A 1,853-nucleotide genomic window follows, 5' to 3' on the forward strand; every position below is an offset into this window, starting at 1 on the left:
GCTGTTTGAGGAAAAAATGAGAAAATTCGATAAGCCGCTATTCTGGCTGTATATAAAAACAAGAGACTCATTGTTGTCATCTTTTAAGGGCTTTCTGGGAATGCTTTTAGTGTTGATTGGAGCAGCAGTAGTTTTAGGTAATGAATCCCCTGAGAATGTCTGGATTTCGGTGGGAATCATTTTATTAGTATCTAGTCTTCCAGTCTCAATGGGCTTGATGATGGTAAAGTTCAAATTTAAGAGCTTTGCTGGATCAATACCTACAGCAGAACTAGCGTACTTCTTACAGCACGATGAAGGTGCAAACATAGATAAAGCTGTGAGAGGTTTATTTTCATTATACCTATCTTTTATGATTTACCTTTGGTTTACGATGGTAGCTATCGCAGCTCTTGGTATGTTGGGAGCAAAGCTCGTGTTGTAAAACACAGCTAACAAACTGCTCAAGAGGGATTCGCAACGCGTGGCATTTTTACTATGCGTTGAATTTAGTGATTAAGGTGGTTTGCGGCGGCTTAGGTATTGCGTTGCTCACCCCTTAGCAGGGCGTTAAATTCTTGAGGGTTTATGAGAGCATTTCGAAATGTATCAAAAGGGGTGCAGGGTAGCCTCAAGTCACTTTATTCCGTTCTAGACAATAAAACGAACGAGAGCATTGAGGATTGGCAATGTGTTGCAATCACTGTGTTCGATCATTGGTTAACACGAGAAGAGTTTGAGCAATATTTTACTAATCGTTCGTTAGACCAACAAGCCGATATCGACCTACGTTGGCATTTGTTTCATCGTCTTCTAGCGGAGGATGTTTCGTGTTACCAGTACAAATATAGATCTGTTAGTCGGTTGATATTTAAGGAGCCAAGAAACAGCTCTTTGTTTGTCCGTCGTTTATCTAGGTTTTCAGTTGCGGATGCTGATGCTTTGCAGCTCGTAATTCCAGAATATCAGGCTGTTTTCGTACAAGGTTATGACGATACATGTTCTCTTTACTTTGAGTGTCGAGAGTCTGTAAAGCCTCTACTCCATGAAATTAGAAAGTTGGGCATGTATACGTTAGAACGAATTTAACAAACTGTTTAAGAGTGATTCGCAACGCGTGGCATTTTTACTATGCGTTGTGTTTAGTGGTTAAGGTGGTTTGCGGAAGCATCGGTATTGCGTTGCTCACACCTTAACAGGGCGTTATGCAGCAAAGGAGTATTATGAAAGAGTATGTCGCAGTGATAGCAGCTGTAGTCGCTGGGGTGTTCACCATTATCTCAGCAATTACAATGTGGAAATTAACACATCGAACAAGTGAAATAGCGCGTGAACAAGCAACGGCAGATGCTAAGTTTAACGAGAAAAAGGCACTGTATGTACGAACTCATGAGTTGTATGAAAGTGCAATCAAGTGTACTAAAAACTACGAAAGCAATAACTTGTCAGAGGCATTTAGTAAATTAACTGCCGAAATTAACCTTATCGCTTCAAGAGATGTCGCCAAGCAATATTTCTATGTCGCTGATCTATTTCAAGATTGGATGCCTCTGTATTTCAAAGCATTTCCTGCGCCACAAAAAATAGGTGATCAAGCTTATATCACAATCCAATCTCCTGATCCGACGCTAAAGTACAAACAACCTGAAAAAGAAGCGTATGATAAATTTTATAGCAGTTACGAAGAGCTGATAAAGTTAATGCGTGTGGAACTAGCAGCTGCATAACAAGGCGTTTAAGAGGGATTCACAACGTTGGCACTTTCAGTTTGAATCAGTTTTAGTGTTTACGGCACAATAGGTTAAGTTCGGTGGTGGCGTTGTTCACCCCTTAACGCGGCGTTATGCGCTAGTGCATTTAAATATCGAGGGATA

3 protein-coding genes are annotated in these 1,853 nt (G+C 40.6%); all 3 read left to right on the top strand.

Going from position 1 to position 1,853, the window contains the following annotated elements; translation table 11 throughout:
* Positions 1 to 424 (top strand): hypothetical protein (locus MTR11_RS23965; RefSeq protein WP_243328521.1); only part of this gene is annotated, 424 nt, incomplete at its 5' end.
* Positions 425 to 567: 143 nt separating this feature from the next.
* Positions 568 to 1,068, top strand: a complete 501-nt coding sequence (locus tag MTR11_RS23975) for a hypothetical protein (RefSeq protein ID WP_243328522.1) — start codon at positions 568 to 570, stop codon at positions 1,066 to 1,068.
* 134 nt (positions 1,069 to 1,202) lie between these two features.
* A complete protein-coding gene (locus MTR11_RS23985) occupies positions 1,203 to 1,706 on the top strand; it encodes a hypothetical protein (protein WP_086582412.1) in 504 nt (167 codons plus the stop codon).
* Positions 1,707 to 1,853: the final 147 nt, after the last annotated feature.

Origin of the sequence: Vibrio sp. CCB-PB317, assembly GCF_022808245.1 — a bacterium.
Classification (GTDB): Bacteria; Pseudomonadota; Gammaproteobacteria; order Enterobacterales; family Vibrionaceae; genus Vibrio; species Vibrio diabolicus.

Bases quoted from the DNA above. Each gene is read 5' to 3' on its own strand.
- MTR11_RS23985 (WP_086582412.1), top strand. From the start codon at position 1,203: ATGAAAGAGTATGTCGCAGTGATAGCAGCTGTAGTCGCTGGGGTGTTC.
- MTR11_RS23975 (WP_243328522.1), top strand. From the start codon at position 568: ATGAGAGCATTTCGAAATGTATCAAAAGGGGTGCAGGGTAGCCTCAAG.